General features: G+C 62.9%; 18 protein-coding genes and 1 riboswitch. Of the genes, 6 read left to right on the top strand and 12 right to left on the bottom strand.

Going from position 1 to position 21,488, the window contains the following annotated elements; all coding sequences use genetic code 11:
• Window positions 1-44: 44 nt before the first annotated feature.
• The 6 genes from AC6I6U_RS09215 to AC6I6U_RS09190 all read right to left on the bottom strand — a co-directional run bounded on the left by AC6I6U_RS09215 (window position 45) and on the right by AC6I6U_RS09190 (window position 10,991).
• Window positions 45-1,739: a two-component system response regulator gene (locus tag AC6I6U_RS09215; RefSeq protein WP_497881649.1), complete on the bottom strand. Its 1,695-nt coding sequence runs from the start codon at window positions 1,737-1,739 to the stop codon at window positions 45-47.
• A 213-nt stretch (window positions 1,740-1,952) separates the two neighbouring features.
• The gene (locus tag AC6I6U_RS09210; RefSeq protein ID WP_497881648.1) at window positions 1,953-4,685 is read right to left on the bottom strand and encodes a winged helix-turn-helix domain-containing protein; all 2,733 of its coding nucleotides are present in this window, start codon (window positions 4,683-4,685) and stop codon (window positions 1,953-1,955) included.
• Between the two features lie 206 nt (window positions 4,686-4,891).
• Window positions 4,892-6,256 carry a DUF1329 domain-containing protein gene (locus tag AC6I6U_RS09205; protein WP_497881647.1) on the bottom strand — a complete coding sequence of 455 codons (1,365 nt, stop codon included), beginning with the start codon at window positions 6,254-6,256 and terminating at the stop codon, window positions 4,892-4,894.
• Window positions 6,257-6,285: 29 nt separating this feature from the next.
• Window positions 6,286-8,160, bottom strand: coding sequence for a DUF1302 domain-containing protein (locus AC6I6U_RS09200; protein ID WP_497881646.1), 1,875 nt, complete (start codon window positions 8,158-8,160; stop codon window positions 6,286-6,288).
• A gap of 333 nt (window positions 8,161-8,493) precedes the next feature.
• A complete protein-coding gene (locus AC6I6U_RS09195) occupies window positions 8,494-10,176 on the bottom strand; it encodes a fatty acid--CoA ligase (protein ID WP_497881645.1) in 1,683 nt (560 codons plus the stop codon).
• A 185-nt stretch (window positions 10,177-10,361) separates the two neighbouring features.
• Window positions 10,362-10,991 (bottom strand): LysE family translocator, encoded by a 630-nt coding sequence (locus AC6I6U_RS09190; RefSeq protein WP_497883008.1) that lies wholly within the window; start codon window positions 10,989-10,991, stop codon window positions 10,362-10,364.
• Between the two features lie 86 nt (window positions 10,992-11,077).
• On the opposite strand from AC6I6U_RS09190, the gene AC6I6U_RS09185 reads away from it, so the two are divergent.
• The 3 genes from AC6I6U_RS09185 (at window position 11,078) to AC6I6U_RS09175 (ending at window position 13,909) form a co-directional block, all read left to right on the top strand.
• Entirely contained in the window at window positions 11,078-12,043 is a 966-nt protein-coding gene (locus AC6I6U_RS09185) for a 2-hydroxyacid dehydrogenase (RefSeq protein ID WP_497881644.1), read from the top strand.
• A 33-nt stretch (window positions 12,044-12,076) separates the two neighbouring features.
• On the top strand, window positions 12,077-13,075 hold the full coding sequence (locus AC6I6U_RS09180; RefSeq protein ID WP_497881643.1) for a methyltransferase: 999 nt from the start codon (window positions 12,077-12,079) through the stop codon (window positions 13,073-13,075).
• Window positions 13,076-13,115: 40 nt separating this feature from the next.
• A riboswitch (yybP-ykoY riboswitch) is annotated at window positions 13,116-13,237 on the top strand.
• An 87-nt stretch (window positions 13,238-13,324) separates the two neighbouring features.
• On the top strand, window positions 13,325-13,909 hold the full coding sequence (locus tag AC6I6U_RS09175) for a TMEM165/GDT1 family protein (RefSeq protein ID WP_497881642.1): 585 nt from the start codon (window positions 13,325-13,327) through the stop codon (window positions 13,907-13,909).
• Between the two features lie 227 nt (window positions 13,910-14,136).
• Here AC6I6U_RS09175 and AC6I6U_RS09170 read toward each other — a convergent pair whose 3' ends face one another.
• A complete protein-coding gene (locus AC6I6U_RS09170; protein WP_497881641.1) occupies window positions 14,137-14,955 on the bottom strand; it encodes a M48 family metallopeptidase in 819 nt (272 codons plus the stop codon).
• Between the two features lie 275 nt (window positions 14,956-15,230).
• Here AC6I6U_RS09170 and AC6I6U_RS09165 point away from each other — a divergent pair, with 275 nt between their 5' ends.
• On the top strand, window positions 15,231-17,369 hold the full coding sequence (locus AC6I6U_RS09165) for a methyl-accepting chemotaxis protein (protein ID WP_497881640.1): 2,139 nt from the start codon (window positions 15,231-15,233) through the stop codon (window positions 17,367-17,369).
• A 135-nt stretch (window positions 17,370-17,504) separates the two neighbouring features.
• Here the strand turns inward: AC6I6U_RS09165 and AC6I6U_RS09160 are convergent, their stop codons facing one another.
• Genes AC6I6U_RS09160 through AC6I6U_RS09150 form a run of 3 tightly spaced genes read right to left on the bottom strand, consistent with a single transcriptional unit; the run spans window position 17,505 to window position 18,629 of the window.
• Complete coding sequence (locus AC6I6U_RS09160; RefSeq protein ID WP_497881639.1) at window positions 17,505-18,125, bottom strand: SOS response-associated peptidase; 621 nt, start codon at window positions 18,123-18,125, stop codon at window positions 17,505-17,507.
• 47 nt (window positions 18,126-18,172) lie between these two features.
• Complete coding sequence (locus AC6I6U_RS09155; protein ID WP_497881638.1) at window positions 18,173-18,433, bottom strand: putative signal transducing protein; 261 nt, start codon at window positions 18,431-18,433, stop codon at window positions 18,173-18,175.
• A gap of 13 nt (window positions 18,434-18,446) precedes the next feature.
• Window positions 18,447-18,629 (bottom strand): CPXCG motif-containing cysteine-rich protein, encoded by a 183-nt coding sequence (locus tag AC6I6U_RS09150; protein ID WP_497881637.1) that lies wholly within the window; start codon window positions 18,627-18,629, stop codon window positions 18,447-18,449.
• A gap of 144 nt (window positions 18,630-18,773) precedes the next feature.
• On the opposite strand from AC6I6U_RS09150, the gene AC6I6U_RS09145 reads away from it, so the two are divergent.
• Entirely contained in the window at window positions 18,774-19,937 is a 1,164-nt protein-coding gene (locus AC6I6U_RS09145) for a 1-acyl-sn-glycerol-3-phosphate acyltransferase (RefSeq protein ID WP_497881636.1), read from the top strand.
• Window positions 19,938-20,095: 158 nt separating this feature from the next.
• On the opposite strand, the gene AC6I6U_RS09140 is transcribed toward AC6I6U_RS09145, so the two are convergent.
• Window positions 20,096-20,383, bottom strand: a complete 288-nt coding sequence (locus tag AC6I6U_RS09140) for a hypothetical protein (protein WP_497881635.1) — start codon at window positions 20,381-20,383, stop codon at window positions 20,096-20,098.
• 201 nt (window positions 20,384-20,584) lie between these two features.
• On the opposite strand from AC6I6U_RS09140, the gene AC6I6U_RS09135 reads away from it, so the two are divergent.
• The gene (locus tag AC6I6U_RS09135; RefSeq protein ID WP_497881634.1) at window positions 20,585-20,791 is read left to right on the top strand and encodes a hypothetical protein; all 207 of its coding nucleotides are present in this window, start codon (window positions 20,585-20,587) and stop codon (window positions 20,789-20,791) included.
• Between the two features lie 77 nt (window positions 20,792-20,868).
• On the opposite strand, the gene AC6I6U_RS09130 is transcribed toward AC6I6U_RS09135, so the two are convergent.
• On the bottom strand, window positions 20,869-21,453 hold the full coding sequence (locus tag AC6I6U_RS09130; RefSeq protein WP_186686195.1) for a YajG family lipoprotein: 585 nt from the start codon (window positions 21,451-21,453) through the stop codon (window positions 20,869-20,871).
• Window positions 21,454-21,488: the final 35 nt, after the last annotated feature.

Genomic DNA, 21,488 nt, shown 5'->3' with positions numbered 1-21,488 from the left:
TTGGGCAATACGGTGATAGCGGATGCCGCCTATCGGCAGGCTGCTCATGTCGCCTGTGACCAGGAGGCCAGCAGGGTACGTATCTGGGCGAATGGCACCGGGCGGCAATACAGATAGCCCTGCATCACCCGGCACCCCAGCTCCAGCAGCAGTTCAGCCTGCTGCCAGGTCTCCACGCCCTCGGCCACCAGCTCCAGCCCCAGCGCCTGGCCCAGCTTGATGATTGCCTCGACAATGGCCAGGTCGCTCTTGTCGGTAAGCATGTCGCGCACGAAGCTCTGGTCGATTTTCAGCACATCGATGGGGAAACGCTTGAGATAGGCCAGGCTCGAATAGCCCGTACCGAAATCGTCGATGGACACGTGCACGCCCAGGGCCTTGAGCGACATCAGGGTTTCACGGGCATTGTCGGTATCCCGGGCCAGCACGCCCTCGGTGATCTCCAGCTCCAGCCAATGCGGGGCGAGCCCGGAGTCGCGCAGGATGTCCTTGACCATCGTCAGGAACGACTCCTCGCGAAACTGCACGACACTGATGTTGACGCTGACGCAGACCAGCAAACCCTGTTCGTGCAGCTTGCAGGTGTCCTTGCAGGCCTGCAGCAACACGTATTTGCCGATCGGGATGATCAGCCCGGTTTCCTCGGCCAGCGGGATGAAGTCCGAGGGGGAAACCAGGTTGCCATTGCCATCACGCCAACGGATCAGTGCCTCCATGCCGACCACCCGGTGTTCGCGGACATCGACCTTGGCCTGGTAGAACACTTCGAACACACCATCGTCGATGGCCGCGCGCATGTGCCGTTCCAGCAAGTGCCTGGCACGCATGCCGCTTTCGATCGCTGGCGAAAAGAACTGGTAGCGGTTACGCCCGGCCTGCTTGGCCTGGTACATCGCCGAATCGGCATGACGGTAGAGCGATTCGAGGTCGTCGCTGTCTTCCGGAAATACCCCGATGCCGATACTGGCGCTGAGGTCGTAGCGATTGCCTTGCAACGAGAACGGGTTGGAGATGGTCGCCAGCACCTGGTCGGCAAAGTCACCGACCGCCTCGAAACTGTCGACTTCCGACAGCAGGATGATGAACTCGTCCCCGCCCTGGCGGCTGAGTGTGTCCATGCTCCCAAGGATCAGCGACAGCCGCGTGGCGACGTACTTGAGCATCTGGTCACCGACCGAATGCCCCATGGAGTCGTTGATGGCCTTGAAGTTGTCCAGGTCCAGCAACAGCATCGCCAGCCGCCCGTGATTGCGCCGGGCCATTTTCAGCGCCTGTTCCGCGCGGTCCTGCAACAGCATGCGGTTGGGCAGGCCGGTCAGGGCGTCATGATTGGCCAGGCGCTTGGCTTCGCTGCGCAGCGTCAGGTGGGCGTTGATATGGGCCCTGGCCACCGGCAGGTTGAGGGGCTTCTGGATGAAATCGATGCCACCGTAGCCCAGAGCCTGGAGTTCATAGTCGGCCTGGGCATGGGAGGTGACGAAAATCACCGCGGCGTCGGACAGCTTGGGATCGGCCTTGAGCGCCTTGCAGACTTCAAAGCCGCTCATGTCCGGCATTTCGATGTCGAGCAACACCACATCCGGGCGAAACTGGCGTGCCACACGCAAGGCTTCTTCGCCACTGCTGGCGACATACACCTGCGCCATATCCCGGACCGACTCACTGAGAATAAGCGCATCGGTCGTCTGGTCATCGACAATCAGGACAACCGGAGCGGGGTTGAAGGAGGTTTCACGCATTCCTTGCTCCCAGACAATTCCTTGGTAATTCATGATCGAAGGTCGCTGGCAGGTTTCCCGCCCCCAAGACCGACGCAGGGCATGCTGCGCACCAGGCACAACAAGGAAAAGCACACGTCTATTGGTTATAGCGCAGCCAAGGCATATAGCCACCCCATGGAGCGGGATTGCGCTTCAAAATGAGAGGGATAGTACGGGCGAAGCCGGCCAGGCTCAGCGCGATTCGCCCAGCAGCCCCAGGTCCTGTGCGCGCGCCACGGCCTGGGTGCGCCGCTCCACGCCCAGCTTGCCGTTGATGTGGCTGGCATGGGTTTTCACGGTGTGCAGCGAGATGAACAACTGCTCGCTGATTTCCTGGTTCGAACAACCTTGCGCGATCAGTTGCAGGACCGCCAGCTCACGGGCACTCAGTTGCTCGCCCGCAGGCGCCGGCTCACGTCCCGCCTGGGCCGGCAGCAGTGCCAGCAAGCCCTGGCGCAAGGGCGTATCCGGCGCCATCAGCAATTGTTCGCGCATCCACTCCGGATGGCTGCTGGCCAGGGCCTGGAACGGCAGCAGCGCACCGCCGCTACCGGCCGCCACGGCGCGGGCGAACAGCGAGCGGGCCTCGGCGTCCCTCGACTCGGCCAGCGCCAGCATGACCAAGGGGTTCCAGGCCAGGATGCTGAGCAGTTGACCGCCGCTGGCCTGGCCCTGCTCGACCAGCTTGTCGAGGCGCTGGCGGGCCGCCTCGAGCTTGCCCTGGCGCACGTCAAGCTGCGCCTGCTGCAGTTCGATATGCGCCGGCAATTGTGGCTGGAACTCAGGAGCGGCGGCCGGCTGCTCGCCGTTGTAGGTCTGCCCCAGTCGTCCGAGCCAGGCCTCGGCCAGGTCGATACGCCCCTGGGCCAGCCACAACTCGCATTTGACGAGGGTGATCATCGCCAGATAGTAGATCGGTGGCACGTCCCAGATATGCATCAGGCGCTCGGCTTCGGCGAGTTCGGCAAAGGCCTTGGCGAAATCGCCCTGGCGCCCATCCTGGCGGGCAATCACGCAGTAGCCGACCAGAACGCTGATATCGCGACAGGCCCGCGCCTCATGCACCCCGGCCAGTAGACACTGGCGCGCCGGCCCAGGCTGCGCACGCAGGTTGAGCAGGTAACCTTCGTACAGCGTCAGCCGCGCCCGGGCCGCATACAGACGCTGTGCCGGCAATCCTCGCAGGCGCTGCAGGCCCTGGCGCACCTCATCCAGCGCCCGCAGCACTTCGCCACGCGCCTGCAGCACCCGCGCCCGGTCGTAATGGGCCAATGCCTCGAACAGCGGGTTACCGACCCGCTGGGCCAATTCCAGCGATTCGCGGTTCAAGCTGCGGGCGCGCCACAGGTCGCCTTCGGCAATCGCCAGATTGGACAGCGTCGACAAGCACAACAGGCGCTGGCCATAACGTTTATGGGGCAGGCTGAGCAGGGCCTCGCCGCAATAGGCCAGGGTCAGCTCGCGATCACCACGGCCTCGGGCGATGATTCCGCTCAGCGCCAGCCACTGGGCCAGCATGGACTTCTGCGCACTGGCCGACGGTGCCGGCAGGAAGTTGCTCAGGTTGCTGGCCAACTCCTGCGCCGCATCCAGCTGACAGGCCAGCCCCAGGGCCCAGGAGTACAACACGATCAGCCTCGGTGAACTGATCAGCAGGCTATCGGGCAGGTCCATTTTCCAGCGCAGCAGCATGCCGACGTTCTGCTCGGCCAACAGTTGCTCTTCGGAGAGGTTCTGCACCAGGTTCGCCGCCACGTCCAGGTGACCGGCACGCAACGCCTGCTCCACCGCCTCGTCCAGCAGGCCCTGGGCACTGAACCAGCGGCAGGCACGCAGGTGCAGACTCTCGGCCGGAACCAGGCGGTTGGCCGCAGGACGGCTACGCAGCAGGTCGGAGAACAGATGATGGTAGCGGAACCAGCGACCGTGCTCGTCCAGCGGCACCAGGAACACCTGGTGCGATTGCAGGTACTCGAGAATCTGCCCGCTGTCATGGGACTCGCGGATCGCATCGCACAGTTCGCGGCAAAACCGCTCTTGGGGCGCGGTGTCGTAGAGAAAGGCCTGGACGTGCGCCGGCAGGAAATCGATCACCTCCTCCAGCAGGTAGTCGCGGATCAGCCCTTCCCCGCCATGCAGGGCCTGGGGCAACGCTTCGTCGCTGGCCTGCGCCGCCAGCAACCAGAAACGCAACCCGGCGACCCAGCCTTCGCTACGCTCGATCAGGGTCTGCAGGGCCTCGCGGTCCAGCGAGTTGGGATGCCGGTCGAACAGGGCCATCGACTCGCCAAGCGTCAGCCGCAGGTCCTGTTCGTTCAGTTCCAGCAATTGCCGCGACAAACGCAGGCGCGCCAGGTGCCACTCCGGTCGCTGGCGGCTGGTGACCAGCACCAGCAGCCCCGGCGGCAGATGATTGAGGAAGAATTGCAGGCAGCGGTCGAGGACCGCCCCCTGGGCCAGGTGATAGTCGTCGAGTACCAGCAACAGCGGCGCACTGCTTGAAAGGTGCACCGCCAGTTCATCGAGCAGCCCGTCCAGCCATTCCTCGAAGGCAAACGGCTGGTGGCGCTGGCGCATTTTCAACAGGCCCAGCGCCCGGCTGCCCAGGTTGGGAAAGTACTGTTGCAGGCCATTGAGCAGACGCTCCAGGAAACGCCCTGGGTCGTTGTCGCGCGGGCTGAGCCCCAGCCACAGGCTTTGCCAGTGTCCAGGCAGGCTTTGGCAGAACTCCACCGCCAGGGAACTCTTGCCGAAGCCGGCGGGGGCGCTGATCAGCAACAGACGGCCATCCAGGCCAGCTGCCAGGCGTTCGCACAGACGGGGTCGCAGCACGTGGCCTTCAGGCAACGGCGGTCGGTAGAAACGTCCTTCCAGTGCGGGTATGGCCTGGCCCACGGGGCCTGGCATACGGAACAGATCAGTCATGGCCGGGCTCTTGTCAAAGGCAGTTATCGGCAAGGCACATCAGCGCAGACTAGCGGGAATTGTCAGCGCACTGAAGGTTTTTTAGCGCAAATGTGTCGAATTGCCTGCATATTGAAATATCTAGCCACAGTTCTCCCAGGTAAAAAAACGCCCCGAACCAGTCGGGGCGTCCTGGCAGAGGATGCGCCTCTGCCTTGCAGCGAACCTCAGCGAACGCCGTCCTGACGCAGGGCGGCAGGCGTGAAGTCGCTGGTGCTGGCGGTGAAGCCGAAGTCATACGCCTGCTTCTCTTCGTTCTTCATGCCCAGCGCCAGGTAGCGGCCGGACTGCAGGTCGTAGAGGGTTTCCAGGGCGTACCACGGCACCTGCTTGTCGTAGTAGTTCTCGGCATGGGCCTCGGCCACGCGCCACAGTTGGCCACGACCGTCGTAGTGGTCGATCACCGCCGCCTGCCAGGTGTCCTCGTCGATGTAGAAGTCACGCTTGGCGTAGATGTGGCGCTGACCCTCCTTCAGGGTCGCGACCACATGCCAGACCCGGCGCAGCTCGTAGCGGGCCAGGTCCTGGTTGATGTGGCCGGCCTTGATGATGTCGGCGTACTTGAGTTTCGGGTCGTCGAGCTTGTAGCTGTCGGAGGCGATGTACATTTCCTTCTTGCCTTCAAGCTTCCAGTCGTAGCGATCCGGTGCGCCGTTGTACATGTCGAGGTTGTCGGACGTACGCAGGCCGTCAGCCGCGGTCCCCGGACCATCGTATGAAACCTGCGGGGCACGCCGCACGCGACGCTGGCCGGCGTTGTAGACCCAGGCCGAACGCGGTTCCTTGACCTGGTCGAGGGTTTCGTGGACCAGCAGTACGCCACCGGCCAGGCGCGCCGGCGCGGTCACTTTCTGCTTGAAGTAGAACAGGATATTGCCCGGGTTGGCCGGGTCGTAGTCCTTCATCTTGTCGCGGAACACGAACTGGTCCTGGAAGTACACCAGGCTGAACGAGCCGTTGGCCTGCGGCGTGGCCTGAGTCACCAGGCGGGTCACGCTACCGCCGCGATAGCGGGTGATGTGGTTCCAGATCACTTCCACGCCACTTTTCGGAATCGGGAACGGCACCGCCGTCTTGAAGTTTTCCAGGCCGTTGCCGCCGCTGACCAGGTTGGTCTTGGTGGCGTTTTCCTTGATCGCGGCAAACACGTCATCCGGCACGGTGGCACCGCGATGGGACGGGTACACCGGCATCTTGAAGGTGTCCGGGTAGCGCTTGATCATCGCGTACTGGCCGGGCGCCAACTGGTTCTTGTACTGCTCGACGTTCTGCGCGGTGATGGTGAACAGCGGTTTCTCGCTGGCATACGGGTCGGAGAGGAAACCCCTGCCGTCGACGCTGCCGGCATTCTTCGGCATCGGCGTCCACGCTGGGATGGTACCCGCCGCGTTACCGGCCTTTTCCGCGCCCATCGGGGTCAGGCTGGTGCCAAGCTTGGCCGCTTCGTCAGCCGATACCGCGGCCATCACGCTGCTTGCCAGCAGGGACAGTCCGAGTACGCCGACCTGCAACAGATTCTTGGTTGTCTTCATGTTCTTGTTCTTCCTGAAATTCAGCGTACTTAGAAGTTCACACCGACGCTCAGCGCGACGAAGTCACGGTCGTCGACCGTGCTGTAGTCACCGCCGAAGAAGTTGGTGTACGCCAGGCTCGCGGTGTAGGTGTTCTGGTACTCGGCATCGAGGCCCAGGCTGACGGCCTTGCGACCTTCCTCGAAGTTGCCGCCGGGACCTGGCGAGTAGCCTTTCACGTCGTGGGACCAGGCCACGTTCGGTTTGAGGTTGATGCCTGCGAAGACATCCGGGTATTCCCAGATGGCACGGGCGCGATAGCCCCAGGAGGTGGCAGTGGTGAAGCCGTCGTTGTTGCAGTTCTCGGTGCGGTTGCTCGCATCGGTGCCTGGGCCTGCGCCCTGGATGGTGCCGGAGTTGAGCGTTGCACAGAGCGCGCCTGCGCCAGGGCCGAATACCGGATCACGGCCATAACGCGCCTTGGAACTGCTCTCCAGACCACCCACATGGGTAACCCCCACTTCACCGACCAGGGTCAGGCGGCTGGCGCCCATGACTTGATCAAAGAAGTGCGTGAAGGTTGTCTGGAACTGGGTGACCTCCTTGCGGCGATAGCCATGCAAATCCGTGCCGGCAGTGCCCTTGAGCGGAGAGGCCGCTCCCAGGCCAATCAACGGCGTGACACCCGCATACAGAATGTCGGTGGTGTTGAGTTGCACCGGCGCGTTTGGCCGGTAGCTCAGTTCGCCACTCCAGGCCGTACCGCTAGGCAGCGTCGTGGAGAAACTCAAGCCATAGAGGCGGATGTCTTCCGGGTATTCGACAAAGTAGCTGGAGTTGCCCGCGACAATCAAGGGACGCAAGCTGGCGGCAGGAGTCGGCGTCAACGCGTTAGCTGCGGCAAAAGTTGCAGCCGACGCACCTGTGGCGCTGAAGATCGGCGCACGGCTGTGATAGTTCATGAAGTAGGCGCCGAACTCGGTATCCAGCGGCTCGAAGTTATAGTGGAACGCTACGCCGAATTGACCGCTATCCCGAGCATCACGGTCTGCACCGCGCTTGACCAGGACGCCCTCCTCGTTGACGTTGACCCCGAAACCCGCCAGCAATGGCAGTGCACCGGGCTGAGTCGCGAGGAACGAACGCTTGCTCAGCAGCCTCAGGTTGTCGGTGCAACCATCGGAGATGACATCAGGCTGCGAGAAGAACGTCCCGCAGTTATCCGTTACCGTCTGGTCCCATTCCAACTGGTAGAACGCCTCGGCCGACAGGTTGTCGGTCAGGCTCTGGGACACATAGAACATGTTGACCGGAATCAGGCCTTCCTTGATCTCAGCCCCCGGACGGCGGAAGGCCGACACGTCGATCGGGTTGATGGAGTTGATCCCGCCACCGATGAAGGTGCTTTCACCCCAGCTCACCACCTGCTTGCCGAAACGCACGGAACCCGGCAGGTCGGCAATCGAATAGTTGTGGTAGACGAAGGCGTCGAGAATCTGCCCGCCGGACGACTTGGCGCCTTCCTTGCGGTTGTCGTTGCTGACGTTCTTGAAGTCCAGGTCTTCGTCCTGCAACTTGAAGTCATACCAGTACTTGCCTCGCACGAACACACCGGTATCGCCGTACTTCAGCTCCAGGTCATGGATACCCTTGAAGATCTTCGAGAAGGTCTGCCCCGCCTTGAAGTTCAAGTGGCCGTCATCGGAGGTCTGCGACAGGCCCTTGCCACCGTTGTTGACCCCGATCAGGTTCTTGTTCGGGTTCTGGGTCGACCAACTGGCCCCCAGCGACAGCGACGAGTCGAAACTGCCCTCGATTTCACCGATGTTGAAACTGACGCCGAATGCGGGACCGGCAAGCGTAGAGGCGAGACTGACGGCCAGGGGCAGCTTCGCCCGGCGCCAGAACTGGTTTACTGAGATCATCGACGCTACTCCATGTGCTTTATTTTTATGGCAGTTAGCACTTTCAAGAACGCCTCGGCACACGGAAAGCCTGCTTCCCTGTCTCGTTCGAGGTGGCACGTTCATCGCGCGTGCCTGCTCCGTTATTGAAAATCCCTGGGCGGACTATAGCCAGCAGGTAGTACTGCTTGATCCCTCTAAAGTGTGATTTGCAGTCGGCAACCACTCTGGCACAGCCCTTTGACCTGCCTCGCCACAATCGGCTCGGCAAGCATGGCCGAAAAAAATCATTTGGCAAGGCAAGCGCTTGCTTGGTGGGGGTTGCCACGCCCTGACGGGCGTGGCGAGAAGGGATTACAAGGTGGAAAGGAAGGCGCTGTTGCTCTCCTGCCATTCGACGATATCGAGGCGGATACGCTTCTTGTCGAGCTTGCCGACACTGGTCTTGGGAATTTCAGTAACAACGGCAATCTGGCTCGGAATCGCCCACTTGCTCAGGTGGCCAAGCTCGACGAACGGTTTGAGGTGTTCCTTGAGTTCCCGGGCTCCGACCTGATGCCCCTCGTGCAGCACCAGCAGGGCAAACGGGCGCTCGCCCCACTGCGGATCGGCGATGCCCACCACCGCCACTTCGCGCACCGCCGGATGGCGGCTGACCAGGTCCTCCAGGGCCAGGGACGAAACCCATTCACCACCGGTCTTGATCACATCCTTGATCCGGTCGCGAATGTCGATCACCCCCATGCTGTCGAGGGTCGCGACATCGCCCGTGTGCTGCCAGCCGCCAGCCCAGAGCTGGGCGCCCTTCTCCGGCTCGTTGAAATAACCCTCGCTCAGCCACGGCGCCCGCAGTACCAGTTCACCCTGGCTTTCGCCATCGGCCGGCAGGAAGTTGCCGTCATCGTCGATGATCGCCGCCTCGACCAGCGGCCCCGGCACGCCGGCCTTGATCCGGTAGGTGGTGCGTTCGTCCTCGCTGCCGGCGATCAGCTCCTCGTTGAGGTGGGCACAGGATACCAGCGGCCCGGTTTCCGACATCCCGTAGGCCGCCGTCAACTGGATGCCACGGCTCTTGGCAGTCTCGTACAGCGTGCGATTCAGCGCACTGCCGCCGATGACCATCTTCCAGCCCTTGAAGTCGGTGCCTTGGGCGGCCTTGGCATTGAGCACCATCTGCAGGATGGTCGGCACGCAGTGGGAGAACGTCACCTTCTCCTTGCGCCACAACTCCACCAGGTATTCCGGGTCGTAGCGGCCGGGATAGACCTGCTTGAGACCGAGCATGGTCGCCACATAGGGCAGGCCCCAGGCATGCACATGGAACATCGGGGTGATCGGCATGTATACGTCGTTGGTGCCCAGCAGCCGCACGCTGTCGATGCTGCCCATCACCGTCGCCACGCCCATGGTGTGCAGCACCAGTTGCCGGTGGCTGAAATACACCCCCTTGGGGTTGCCGGTGGTGCCGGTGGTGTAGAAGGTGGTGGCAACGGAATTCTCGTCGAAGTCCTGGAAGTCGTAGACCGGGCTCGCCGCAGCCAACAGTTGCTCGTACTCGCCGACCAGGTTCGGCAGGTCGGCCGTGGTCGCGTCGGTATCGGTGAGCAGCAGGGTCTTGTCCACGGTGGTCAGTTGCCCGGCAATCGTCTGGTACAACCCGACGAACTCGCTGTTGACCAGCACGAAGCGGTCGTCGGCGTGGTTCATGGTGTAGAGGATCTGCTCCGGCGACAGGCGCACGTTGATGGTGTGGATCACCGCCCCCAGCATCGGGATGGCGAACATGCACTCCAGGTAGCGATGGCTGTCCCAGTCCATCACCGCCACGGTATCACCAGCCTTGACGCCGGCCGCCGTCAGCACGTTGGCCAGGCGCGCGACCCGCTCGGCCAGGATTGGATAGCTGTAGCGCACCTTGTCGCGGTAGACGATTTCGCGGGTCTTCTCGTAGCGACTGCCGGACATCAGCAACCGCTTGATCAACAGTGGGTAACGATAAGCCCCTTCGGCGGGCGGAATTACGCGTGTCTGCAACATGGAGTTCCCTTTCTCTGACTGCACGGTCGTGGCTAAAGATAGGCACTCTAGAGGCGTCGCGCACTCACTAAATCAGCCAAAGGGATGATTTGCAGACGGACGTGAATAATGGCCATACGCCAATACCGGCAAGAGTGCGACCAGGCAGTGGTAACAGGCTCCCCGCCTGTTCCTGTGCAACACGATCAGTGCATCTCGGTAAAGGCCAGCTTCACCCCGATGGCGATCAGCACCGCGCCCATGGTCCGGTCGAACCAGTGGCCCATGCGGGCGAAGCCGGCGCGCACCCGCTGCTGGCTGAACAGCAGTGCCACCAGACAGAACCACAGCGCGGTGGCCGCTGCCAGGTAGACGCCATAGCCGGCCTGGATTGCCAGCGGGGTGTGGGGGTTGATCACCACGGTGAACAACGACAGGAAGAACAGCGTCGCCTTGGGGTTCAGGCCATTGGTCACAAAGCCCGCAGTATAGGCACCCCGCGCCGTGCGCTCGCCGGCCTGCATGGCCAGTTCCTCGGTGGCCGGCGCTGCCGGTTTGGCGCGAATCGCCTTGAAGCCGATGTACAAGAGATACGCTGCTGCCAGCCACTTCAGCAGGTTGAACAGCACGATCGACTGCGACACGATCAGGCCGATGCCCAGCAGTGAGTAACCGACATGCAGGAAGATCGCGCTGCCGACGCCCAGCGCGGTCCAGGTACCGGCACGGCGGCCGTGGGTCACGCTTTCCCGTACCACCACGGCAAAATCGGGCCCGGGGCTGGCCACCGCCAGCAGGTGAATCAGTGCAACGGTCAAGAATTCGGTCAGGTACATGGACACGCCCGTGGACTCCTCGGTAACTGGCATCTGTTAGGCTGGCTACCTTACGCGTTCACCCGACAGCACAAAAGGTACAGTTGATGAGCAACCCTCGCCGCGCGGTATTTCTCGATCACCCTTCCCTGGACCTCGGCGACCTCGACCTCGAACCCCTGCGCAGCTGCTTCGACGAATTGCGCCTGTGCAGCCAGACCTCCCCGCAGAACGTACTCGAACACCTCGCTGGCGCGACCGTCGCCATCAGCAACAAGGTCGCGCTGGATGCCGCGACACTGGCCGCCTGCCCCGACCTGAAACTGATCCTGATTTCCGCTACCGGCACCAACAACGTCGACCTGGCCGCCGCCCGGGCGCAGGGCATCACCGTCAGCAACTGCCAGGCCTACGGCACGCCGTCGGTGGCCCAGCACACGCTGATGTTGCTGCTGGTCCTGGCGACCCGCCTGAACGACTACCAGAAAGCCGTGGGCGAAGGCCGCTGGCAGCAGGCCACGCAGTTCTGCCTGCTGGATTTCCCGATCGTCGAACTGCAGGGCAAGACCCTCGGCCTGCTCGGCCACGGCGAACTGGGCGGCGCCGTGGCGAAGCTGGCCGAAGCCTTCGGCATGCGTGTCCTGCTCGGGCAGATTCCCGGTCGACCGCTGCGTGACGACCGCATCCCGCTGGCCGAACTGCTGCCGCAGGTCGACGCCCTGACCCTGCACTGCCCATTGAACGAACACACCCGCCACTTCATCGGCGCCGCCGAGCTGGCCCAACTCAAGCCAGGGGTCTTCGTGGTCAACACTGCCCGCGGCGGCCTGATCGACGAACAGGCGCTGGCCGATGCCCTGCGCAGCGGTCATCTCGGCGGCGCAGCCACCGACGTGCTCAGCGTGGAGCCACCCAGCGCCGACAACCCATTGCTGGCCGGCGATATTCCGCGCCTGATCGTCACCCCTCACAACGCCTGGGGCAGTCGCGAAGCCCGGCAGCGCATCGTTGGCCAGCTCGCGGAGAATGCCCGGGGCTTTTTCGCCGGGGCAGCGTTGCGGGTCGTCAATTGATAGACTGCCGGACTTTTTTTCAGGGAGCAGACCATGGACCCGCGCAGTGAAGTACTGCTTCGCCAGGCCGAATATTTCCAAGGCAACCTGCTGCTGGTAGGGCTACCCGCCGACGACCTGCTCGGCCAGTTGCCCAATGCCAGCGGCTGGTGCTGGCATGCTGGCGACCAGGCGGCGCTGGAGGCCCGTTTTGCCGGACGCAGCCACTTTGGCGTGAATCCGCCCGAGGCGGCGTTCGACGCCGCCGTAGTGTTCCTGCCAAAGTCGCGGGAACTGGCCGATTACCTGCTCAACGCAGTCGCTGCGCGGCTACCCGGCGCAGACGTATTCCTGGTCGGCGAAAAACGCGGCGGCATCGAAGGCGCGGCCAGGCAACTGGCGGCACTCGGCAAGCCACGCAAGCTCGACAGCGCCCGGCATTGCCAGCTATGGCAGGTCACCGTTGCCGAAGCACCACAGGCCAAACCGCTGGAGAGCCTGGCCAAACACTACCAACTGGATCTGACGGGAGGTCCACTGACGGTGGTCAGCCTACCCGGCGTATTCAGTCATGGCCGACTGGACCGCGGCACCGCCCTGCTGCTCGAACACCTGGACAACCTGCCCGATGGTCCACTGCTCGACTTCGGTTGCGGTGCCGGCGTGCTCGGCGCTGCGGTGAAACGTCTCTACCCGGACAACCCGGTGGTGCTGCTCGACGTCGATGCCTTCGCCGCTGCCAGCAGTCGCCTGACCCTGGCTGCCAACGGTCTGGAAGGTGAGGTACTGACCGGTGATGGAATCGATGCCGCGCCGCTGGGGCTGAGTACGATCCTGAGCAATCCGCCGTTCCATACCGGGGTGCACACCGACTACCAGGCCAGCGAAAATTTGCTGAAAAAATCAGCCAAACATCTGCGAAATGGTGGCGAACTACGCTTGGTAGCCAACAGCTTCCTGCGCTACCAGCCACTGATCGAAGAGCATCTGGGCACCTGCACGACCAGGGCCGAAGGCGATGGTTTCCGAATCTACAGCGCCAGGCGCGGCTGAAAAATAAACGCTTGCGCAATGGATTTTGCCTAGGCAGAATCCGCTCCGTCCTAGGGGAGTAGTCTCCCACGAGCGCCACGCTCGTCCGGCATGCGTCAACATACTTGGTCCTCAGACCATGGCGCATGCGACCCACGGTTCGCACAGACGGACCCGGGGTTTGACAAGACCTATGACACGCACACCTTACCCGGGGCGGGAAGGTTGTACGTGTCATAGCCGTGTCGACCCGCCCCTTAGGAAAACCTGATGTTGGATTCTCTCCTCGTTCCCACCGCAATCGTTGCCTTGGCCGAAATCGGCGACAAGACGCAACTGCTCGCGCTCATCCTGGCAGCTCGTTTTCGCAAGCCCTGGCCGATCATCGCCGGCATCGTCGCCGCGACCCTGGCCAACCATGCCGCGGCCGGTGCGGTAGGCGCCTGGTTCGGCAGCTTCTTTTCGGATGCGGTGTTGCACTGGATCCTGGCCGCGAGCTTCACCGCCACCGCGCTGTGGACCCTGGTGCCGGACAAGATGGACGATGACGAAGCCAGTACCAGCCGCAAGTTCGGCCCGTTCCTGACCACGCTGATCGCGTTCTTCCTCGCGGAAATCGGCGACAAGACCCAGGTCGCCACGGTGATGCTGGCGGCGCAGTATCCGGAGCTGTGGCTAGTGATCATCGGCACCACCCTGGGCATGCTGATCGCCAACGTACCGGTGGTGCTGGCCGGCAACTTCGCCGCCGACAAGCTGCCGCTGACCCTGATCCGTCGCCTGGCTGCCTCGGCGTTCTTCATCCTGGCGGTCGTCGCGGTGTACAAGGCGATGCAGAGCAGCGGCTGGGTCTGAAGCAGATGCCCTCCCCCTGCCGGATGACCAGGCCAGGGGAGAGGGTTTGTGTGGCGAGCGGGCTTGCCCGTGCTGGGCTGCAAAGCAGCCCTGAACCTGGCCTACTCGTAAGGTCGGAAAGAACGAGGCAACAGGTTTGCGACTGCTACGCAGCCGAGCGCGGGCAGGCCCGCTCGCCACAGGTCCTGCTCAACCACAGGCCCTGCCCAACCACGGGAACATGATCCTCAGGACTTGCGAGCCTGCTGGTACAGCGGCATGACCTTGGGAATGGCCGCCTGCAGCGAGGCGATCCGGCTGCTCGAAGCCGGGTGAGTGCTCATGAACTCAGGCGGCGCGCCCTCGGAGGCCTTGCTCATCTTGTTCCACAGCGTGATGGCCGCGTTCGGGTTGTAGCCAGCACGGGCCGCCAGCTCCAGGCCGATCAGGTCCGCCTCGTTTTCATTTTCGCGACTGTTGGGCAAGGTCATGCCGTAGTTCGCCACGGTATCGGCCAACGCCAGGCTGTCCTGGCCCAGGCCGAACAACGCACCGGCGCCCTGCTTGGCCATCTGGATCCCGTAGGCCTTGGACATCGCCTCGCGCCCATGCTCACGCAGGGCGTGGGCAATTTCATGGCCCATGACCGCAGCAATCTCGTCGTCGGTCAGCTTGAGCTGGTCGATCAGGCCGCTGTAGAAAATGATCTTGCCGCCCGGGCCACAGTTGGCGTTGAGTTCATCGCTCTTGATCAGATTGACTTCCCATTGCCACTGGGCCGAATCCGGACGGAATGTCGGCGCCTGGGCAATCAGCCGATTGGCGATCGCCTGTACCCGCTTGGCATTGGCACTGGTCTTGTCCAGCACGCCCGAACCCTTGGCCTCACCCAGCGTCTTCTGGTACGACTGGGCGTACATCTGATCGACTTCCTGGCTCGACAGCATGCTGAACATATATTGTTGGCGCTGCACCCCAACGGCACCACCATTGGTGGTATTGACCGCCTGGCACCCGGCCAGCAGCAGTCCCGTCGTCAACGCACACAAAACCAATCGTTTAGTCATGAACACTCTCCCTGAAAACTGCCGGCTATCCTAGGCGGTGATTTGTATCGACGCCAGATACAAAATTTCTGTCATCCCAGATTTCAGACGAGCCTCAACATTTGTAGGAAAAAATTCACGATCAGCGCCACGAAGCGATCCATCTGGCCCGGCGAGTTATTCATTTACGACATGGGCTGATTCATAACGGTCATTTCCGACCAGCTCCCTCATGCCCTTCCACAGCATGGCCGATACAACCGGACAGACGCCACCTCCCTGCGTCCGGAGCCTCCATGAAATTCAAGTCGATTCAGTTTTCCGTCGCGGCTTTGGCCGGCGCCATCGTTCTCAGCGTGGTCGCCGCCCTGGTTATCTACTCCCTGATATCCGGGGCCAAGACCCAGGACATGGTGCAGCAACGTACCCAGGAGCAGTTCGAGCAGGTGATCGAACAACGCCTCAACGCCTTGGCCAGGACCCAGGTCAGCCAGATTCAGCGCGAACTCGAAGCCCCCCTGCTGATCGGCGCCGGCCTGGTGCACGTCAATGCCCTGCTCGGCACCCAGGACACCGACGGCAAGCCGGTCCTGAGCATCAGTCGCGAGCAACTGATCAGCCTGATCAAGGAAAACGTCCAGCAGAACCCCAAGGTGCTGGGTGCTTATATAGGCTGGGAAAGGAACGCGCTGGATCACAATGATGCGGCCTATATCGACAATGCCAAGGCCGGCGCAGCCAAGGATGGCCGCTTCCTGCCCTGGTGGTTCCGCAACGACGACGGCAGCCTGGGCTTCTCGACCCTGGTGGACGTGGATGACCAGAAAGTCCTCTCCACCGGCGTGCGGGCCAGCGAGTACTACCTGTGCTCCAAGGAAACCGGCAAGACCTGCGTGATCGACCCGGCGCCCTACAAGGTCGGCGACAAGATGGTCATGCTGGCCTCGTTCATCCAGCCGATCATGCTGGGCGGCGCCTTCCAGGGCATCGTCGGCGCCGACCTGTCGGTGAACTTCATCCAGGACATGCTGGTGGCGGCCAACCAGAAGCTCTACAACGGCGCCGGCAACATGGTCCTGGTCGGCAGCAATGGGCGCCTGGTGGCGTATACCCGGGACACCAGCAAGTTCGGCGAAAAGGTCAGCGATATCCTCGATGCCGACAAGGTCGCGGCCATGGCCCGGCTCAATCGCGGCGAAGTGACCTACAACGTCGACAAGGCCAAGGGCAGCATCGAACTGTACCTGCCCTTTGGCATCGGCCAGAGCGATGCGCGCTGGACCCTGATCATGCAACTGCCGCTGAACGCAGTGATGGCCGACCTGCAGAAACTCCAGGGCGACCTGGACGAACAGCGCAAGGCCGATGTATTCGGCATGGCGGTGGTCGGCCTGGTGATCGCCGGGCTCGGCCTGCTGGTGATCTGGCTGGTCGGCCACGGTATCGCCCGTCCACTGCGGCAGATGGTGGCGATGCTCGACGACATCGCTCAGGGCGAAGGCGACCTGACCCGCCGCCTGAGCAGCGATCGCGCCGACGAACTGGGCTCGATCGCCAAGGGCTTCAACACGTTCCTGATCAAGTTGCAGGCGATGATCACCCAGGTGGTGACCTCGGTGCAGAGCGTCAGCGATTCTTCGGAGCACACTGCCGACATCGCCATACGCACCAACCTCGGCGTGCACAAGCAGATGGCCGAGATCGACCAGGTGGCCACCGCCGTGCAGGAAATGACTGCTACCGCCCAGGACGTGGCCCGCAACGCCACCCAGGCCGCGCAGGCCGCCAGTCATGCGGACATGGCTGCCAGCGATGGCATGCGCATTGTCCGTGACACGTCCAGCTCCATCGGCGACCTGGCCGTCGAGATCGGTCGCGCCGTGGGCGTGGTGCAGACCCTGGCCAGGGACAGCGAGAACATCAACGCGATCCTCACCGCCATCCGCGGCATCGCCGAGCAGACCAACCTGCTGGCACTCAACGCGGCGATCGAGGCTGCGCGCGCCGGGGAACAGGGTCGTGGCTTTGCAGTGGTGGCCGACGAGGTGCGCAACCTGGCGCAGAAGACCCAGCAGGCCACCGAAGAAATCCAGTCGATGATCCAGCAACTGCAGCAAGGCACCCGCGAAGTGGTCAAGGTGATGGAGGACAGCCAGCACAAGACCGACGAAAGCGTGCAGCACGCAGCCAAGGCCGCCGAAGCACTGGAAACCATCACCCAGGCAGTGTCGGTGATCAACGACATGAACACCCAGATCGCCAGCGCCGCCGAGGAACAGAGCGCGGTGGCCGACGATATCAACCGCAACGTGATCAACATTGGCCAGGTGGCGAACGAAGTGGCCGGCGGCGCCGACGAGTCAAGCACGGCCAGTGCGCAGTTGACCAAGCTGGCAGAACAGCAGCGGCGCCTGATCAACCAGTTCAAGGTCTAGAGGACCACCGCTGATATACCAAACCTGTAGGAGCCGGGCTTGCCCGCGAAAGGGGCCTTCAGGCCGCTAAAAGCTTCGCGGGCAAGCCCGGCTCCTACAGGGGTTCCTGGGCCTGGGCCATCTCGCTGCCGGACATCAGCCGGGCGTCAGGCACTCCGGCGCGTTGAGCTTCGGATCATTCACCAGGTTGGCCAGCAGGCGCTCGCGCAATTGCACCTGCGGACTGGCCAGCAAGCCCTGCAAGACATGAAGTGGGGTGTCCTCAGCCAGCCAGGCGGCCTGCCCGGCTTCGTCGAGGATCAGCGGCCGCCGCTGGCTCGCTGCCGACTGCGTGACCACCGCGGTACTCAGCCAGACCTGCTCCTGCACCGGGTAGGCCTCCCAGATCGCCGCAAAGAACAGGCTCGAACCCTCCCCTGGCGTCAACCAGTACGGGCGCTTGCGCTGGGTGCCGCGCCATTCGTAGAAACCGTTGGCCGGCAACAGGCAACGCCGTTCGCGAAAGGCCTGGCGGAACATCGGCTGCTCGGCCAGGGTTTCTGCCCGGGCATGGGCCGGCGTGCGCGACAGGTCGGTCAGCCAGGCCGGCGTCAGCCCCCAGCGGGCGCGAGCCAGTTCGCGCTGGCCGGCATTGGCGCGCAGGATCAGCACCGAATCGTTGGGCGAAATATTCCATTGCGCCTGCTGATCGGCGGGAAAACCGGGCAACGCCGCAAAGGCAGGGTTCCAGCGAAACAGGGCAAAACGTCCACACATGGGGCAATACGACTCGTTCTGTAAACTCGATCAAGGCTGCTGTCCTGCTAGCAGAGCAGCACCCCGGCGACGTGTTCCGGCTCATCGCCAGGCAACGGTAATGCCGCATTGTACGCGGCGATCAGCTCGCGTGCGTACTGGGCCTGGTCGTTCTCCACCGCCAGGGCCAACAAGCCGAACACCGGCAACTCCCCGGCAGCGCCGAGCAGGTCGCGCCCGACCAGATGCGCCTCGACACCTTCACTGGCGAGCATGCCTTGCAGCAGTTCGCCTTCCATCAGGTTTTCCGGCTCGTAGATGCGCTGCATCGAAGCCCCCTCGTCACTCGTTCTCGGCGTGGACGTCGAGCATCCATTCCTGACCGTCGGTCTGCAGCGTGAACACGATCGGCCGGCAACACACCGGGCAGTCCTCTATGTAAGTCTGGTCGCCGCCGGAAAGATCCAGCACGGCCTCGGCCTCTTCACCACAGTAGGGGCATGAGTAGTACTCAGTTTCCAGCATCGCGGCCTCCGAAGGTGACTTGTGCGTATAATTGCCGGTCTATTTGCAAGGCTGATTTTGTCCGAGCCTCATTTTTCCAATCGGGCTTTGTTATTTATCACTCAACCCTCTACTTACCCTAGCCGTTTCCAACAAGAGAGCATGATGGGCGAATTCGATGCCATCCGACCTTACGACGACTCCGAAGTGCCAGCCGTGCTGGCCCGGCTGCTCGGCGACAAGGCTTTTCTGGATATTCTCACGCACTTCCGTTTCCCGCGCCTGGTCGGCGCCTTCGGCTGGCTGCTCAGGCCGCTGATCGCCTACCGGCTGCGCAGAGAGTTCGCCGACGTGAAATGCGTGGCGACCCTGCAGGACAAGATCGAGGTCTACGTCGATAACACCATCGAACGGGCCACCGATGGCGTGACCTACACCGGCGTCGAGCAATTCAAGTCCGGTACCGCCTACCTGTTCCTGGCCAACCATCGCGACATCGTCATGGACCCGGCCTTCGTCAACTATGCCGTCTACCATGCCGGCCTGCCGACACCACGCATCGCCATCGGCGACAACCTGCTGCAAAAGCCGTTCGTCAGCGACTTGATGCGCCTGAACAAGAGCTTCATCGTCCATCGCTCGATCACCGGCCGTCGGGAAAAGATGGCGGCCTACCAGTTGCTGTCGGCCTACATCAACCATTCGATCCGCAACGACTGCCAGTCGATCTGGATCGCCCAGGCCGAAGGGCGGGCGAAGGACGGTGACGACCGCACCGAGTCGGCCATCCTGAAAATGTTCCACATGAGCCGCAAGGACGAGCCGTTCGCCGAGGTCATCCGCTCGCTGAACCTCACTCCGGTGTCGATCAGCTACGAGTACGACCCGTGCGACCAGGCCAAGGCCCGCGAGTTGTACATCCGCGCCACCACCGGCAGCTACAGCAAGGCGCCGGGCGAGGATGACGTGAGCATTGCCAAGGGCATCACCGGCTACAAGGGCCGGGTGCACGTGAACTTCGCCGCGCCGCTGGGCGGAGAGTTCGAGGACACCAAGGTGTTGGCCCAGGAAATGGACCGGCAGATTCTCGGCGGCTACCGGCTGTTCCCGGTGCACTACCTGGCCTACGCGCAGTGGAGCGATGCAGACCCACAGCTGCAGGTGCCCAAGGCCGCCGAACTGTTCCCGGCCGAAGAACTGAACAAGGCCCAGGCACAATGGCAAAGCCGCCTGGACGCCTGCCCGGCCGAACACCAGCCGTACCTGGTGCAGCAGTATGCGACCCCGGTGCGTAACCAGTACCGGGTAAAGGCCGGGCTGCCTCTCTAACTGCACAAGGGCATGGGCCGGGCTGGCGGACCTGCTTCGCAGGCATGCGTGGCGCCGCCCGGCCCGCTACCACAGGGAACAGGCTCGATACATCCCTTGTAGGAGCGGGCTTGCCCGCGAACCGCCGAAGGCGGCCATTCCCACAGGAACCAGCGCCCCTACAAGCGGGTACTGATCCACGACACCAGCAGCGCCACCCCCAGGCACGCGAACCCGAACCGGTAGAAAAACCGGTTTGCCCGCATCACCCGCGAATCGAGCAGCAGCAACGGCTGGTCGATCGACCGCCCTTCGCTCTGGATCTCCAGCTTTTCCAGTGCCTGCTGCTCACGACGGCGCGTGAGCTGCAGCAGCCACGCACCGGGACACGCCACCAGCAACGCAAACAGATTGAGCCATTTGCCCGGATGCCCGGCGAATGCGCTCCAGATCAATTGCAACGACATCATCAACCCTCGGATGAACCAGCGCCTTCCAGCCCCCGGACGAACGGCAGGTAGCCGTCGCCGCGCACGCTGGTATGGAAACACCCGTGCGTTACAGTTTCCTGTGTCCGGCTTCATACAATTTACGGATTAATTTGCGCTGTCACCTGAACGTCACCTTAACAAGCCACCCTGTCGCGTCGATAATTCACGGAGCTTGTCATGCTGCACGCCAACAACCAGGATCGCCTCTACCTGATCGCCCCCAGCGATGAACAGGAAGCCCTGGTGGACGCCATGTCGTTCAACGTCCAGGACCGCCACTGGCTGGTCTATTGCGCCCTCTGCGGCCACCAGCACGCCGACCTGCCAGAAGCCGATCTGACCACCGGCGTCAGCCTGCTGGACTTTCATATCGAAGCGGCCTGATGAACGGCAGGCGATAAAACAGACAGGCAATAAAAAGCCCGGCTTCGACAGCCGGGCTTTTTCGTTACCGCTTAGGCTTACTGGCTCAGCAGCCGGCCGATGCTGGGGTCTTTGAAGACCCGGGTCAGCGCGTCGCTCAGCACGTCGCTGATCAGCTTGGTGTTGGTCTGCTCGTTGGGTGCCATGCCGAAACGCTGGTTCAGCGAGGCACCGTACTGGCCGCTGTAGCGCTGGTTGGCATTGGTCACGTCGGAGCGGAAGTTGGCACCGATAGTGGCCTCGGTCACGTAGGTGGTGTCCTTGGGCGACTGATAGGTCAGATCGGACAGGGTCACGGTCAGGGTCGGTGCGTTCATCGCATTCGGCGTCGGGGTAAAGCCCAGCAGGCGTACGGCTGCTTCGGCCTGGGCCTGCAGCCGCGGTACCAGGTCGGCGCCCTGGACGGTGATGGCGCTGGTTTCAGGGTAGAGGCCACCACGGGTCCCCAGTACGGGCGAGCGACGACCGTCGACCACACGGACCACTACCTGCTGGCCATGGCCCACCGGGGCGAGCTGGGTGGTGAGCGTGGGTTGCGGGCTAAGCTGCTGAGGACTGTTGGCACAGCCGACCAGGGTCAGGCTGGTCACAGTGATCAAACCGAACAACAGGCGTTGCAACATGCTCATCTCTCCAAGGACTAGGCATAATCAGGCGC

The sequence above is a fragment of the Pseudomonas sp. UTLPPB19802 genome (genome assembly GCF_059730225.1).
Note: the sequence above shows the minus strand (reverse complement) of the source record. Positions and strands in the feature narration are given on the sequence as shown.

Bases quoted from the DNA above. Each gene is read 5' to 3' on its own strand.
- AC6I6U_RS09165 (WP_497881640.1), top strand. From the start codon at position 15,231: ATGAAATTCAAGTCGATTCAGTTTTCCGTCGCGGCTTTGGCCGGCGCC.
- AC6I6U_RS09175 (WP_497881642.1), top strand. From the start codon at position 13,325: ATGTTGGATTCTCTCCTCGTTCCCACCGCAATCGTTGCCTTGGCCGAA.
- AC6I6U_RS09145 (WP_497881636.1), top strand. From the start codon at position 18,774: ATGGGCGAATTCGATGCCATCCGACCTTACGACGACTCCGAAGTGCCA.
- AC6I6U_RS09210 (WP_497881648.1), bottom strand. From the start codon at position 4,685: ATGACTGATCTGTTCCGTATGCCAGGCCCCGTGGGCCAGGCCATACCC.
- AC6I6U_RS09200 (WP_497881646.1), bottom strand. From the start codon at position 8,160: ATGATCTCAGTAAACCAGTTCTGGCGCCGGGCGAAGCTGCCCCTGGCC.
- AC6I6U_RS09160 (WP_497881639.1), bottom strand. From the start codon at position 18,125: ATGTGTGGACGTTTTGCCCTGTTTCGCTGGAACCCTGCCTTTGCGGCG.
- AC6I6U_RS09195 (WP_497881645.1), bottom strand. From the start codon at position 10,176: ATGTTGCAGACACGCGTAATTCCGCCCGCCGAAGGGGCTTATCGTTAC.
- AC6I6U_RS09140 (WP_497881635.1), bottom strand. From the start codon at position 20,383: ATGTCGTTGCAATTGATCTGGAGCGCATTCGCCGGGCATCCGGGCAAA.
- AC6I6U_RS09170 (WP_497881641.1), bottom strand. From the start codon at position 14,955: ATGACTAAACGATTGGTTTTGTGTGCGTTGACGACGGGACTGCTGCTG.
- AC6I6U_RS09215 (WP_497881649.1), bottom strand. From the start codon at position 1,739: ATGCGTGAAACCTCCTTCAACCCCGCTCCGGTTGTCCTGATTGTCGAT.
- AC6I6U_RS09205 (WP_497881647.1), bottom strand. From the start codon at position 6,256: ATGAAGACAACCAAGAATCTGTTGCAGGTCGGCGTACTCGGACTGTCC.
- AC6I6U_RS09135 (WP_497881634.1), top strand. From the start codon at position 20,585: ATGCTGCACGCCAACAACCAGGATCGCCTCTACCTGATCGCCCCCAGC.
- AC6I6U_RS09150 (WP_497881637.1), bottom strand. From the start codon at position 18,629: ATGCTGGAAACTGAGTACTACTCATGCCCCTACTGTGGTGAAGAGGCC.
- AC6I6U_RS09130 (WP_186686195.1), bottom strand. From the start codon at position 21,453: ATGTTGCAACGCCTGTTGTTCGGTTTGATCACTGTGACCAGCCTGACC.
- AC6I6U_RS09185 (WP_497881644.1), top strand. From the start codon at position 11,078: ATGAGCAACCCTCGCCGCGCGGTATTTCTCGATCACCCTTCCCTGGAC.
- AC6I6U_RS09155 (WP_497881638.1), bottom strand. From the start codon at position 18,433: ATGCAGCGCATCTACGAGCCGGAAAACCTGATGGAAGGCGAACTGCTG.
- AC6I6U_RS09190 (WP_497883008.1), bottom strand. From the start codon at position 10,991: ATGTACCTGACCGAATTCTTGACCGTTGCACTGATTCACCTGCTGGCG.
- AC6I6U_RS09180 (WP_497881643.1), top strand. From the start codon at position 12,077: ATGGACCCGCGCAGTGAAGTACTGCTTCGCCAGGCCGAATATTTCCAA.